This is a genomic window from Reichenbachiella sp. (assembly GCF_039941815.1).
Lineage (GTDB): Bacteria > Bacteroidota > Bacteroidia > Cytophagales > Cyclobacteriaceae > Reichenbachiella.
In genome coordinates this window covers 1-1,023 of record NZ_JBDVDW010000056.1, presented here as the reverse complement: position 1 = coordinate 1,023, position 1,023 = coordinate 1, and the positions used below count along the sequence as shown (strand labels likewise).

Below are 1,023 nucleotides of genomic sequence, written 5' to 3'. Positions count from 1 at the left end.
CTCTCCTCCGGAAATAGGAATTGATGTCAATTGGTTAAGCTCCGCATAACCATCAATGTCATCAGCAATAACTGGTTCTTCCAACCAACGAGGCTCATACTTTTCAAGCTTGGGTAGAATACGTTTGGCATACTCTAGGTTCCAGCCCATATAACATTCCAGCATCAAGTCATTGTCATAACCTATTACTTCACGAATAGCCTCAACGCTTTTCAAGTTTTCTCTAACGCCTTGAGTGCCATCTTTTGGGCCATAACCAAAACGCATTTTCATTGAAGTGAAGCCTTGATCAAGATACTTCTGAGCTTCATCTTGCATTTCTTTTAGGTCAGTTCGATACAACTTAGATGCATAACACGGGATTTTTTCTTTAGTTCTTCCCCCAAGCAACTTAAAAACAGGCTTATTAGTTTCTTTACCCATCAAATCCCACAAAGCAATATCGATAGCCGAAATAGCAGCCATTGCTACCCCCTTTCGCCCCCATGCATGCGTAGACCGATACATCCTCTGCCACAAATACTCATAATCAAATGGATCGTGCCCTAGCACCAAAGGAGTTAGATATTGATCAATAATAGCTTTGGCAATTCTAGGGGCCAGAGCAACATTACCGATCCCAACTAAACCAGTATCCGTTTCTACTTCAACAACAGTCCACCCATGAAATCTGAATGTCCCCATGGAATCGCCGCGATCCCATAATTGATCCATAGCATTTGAACAAAAGTTAGCCTGAGGCGGGACTGTGTGCCCTTTCCACTCAAATGTACGCGCTCGCACATTAGTTATTTTCATTGCGATATCTCCCTAGTACTGAATCATCTTAAATAGCGAACATTTTTTAAAATTAAGCCAAAAGACAAATTGATCTAAATGAACACCATCTGGCCTTCTGGTATGACTACCATACCAGTCAAAAAATAAACAAGTCAACATTTTTGTTACAGTCAATAACATTTCTTGCGCATCAGCAGACAACATGAGCTCAGAACTAACATCAGCTGAAGCAAAGCGCATAAA

2 protein-coding genes are annotated in these 1,023 nt (G+C 41.1%); both read right to left on the bottom strand.

Going from position 1 to position 1,023, the window contains the following annotated elements; genetic code table 11:
• Positions 1 to 714 (bottom strand): enolase C-terminal domain-like protein (locus ABJF11_RS11955; protein WP_348120090.1); only part of this gene is annotated, 714 nt, incomplete at its 3' end.
• A 96-nt stretch (positions 715 to 810) separates the two neighbouring features.
• The coding region (locus ABJF11_RS11950) for a hypothetical protein (RefSeq protein WP_348120089.1) at positions 811 to 1,023 on the bottom strand (213 nt) is incomplete at its 5' end.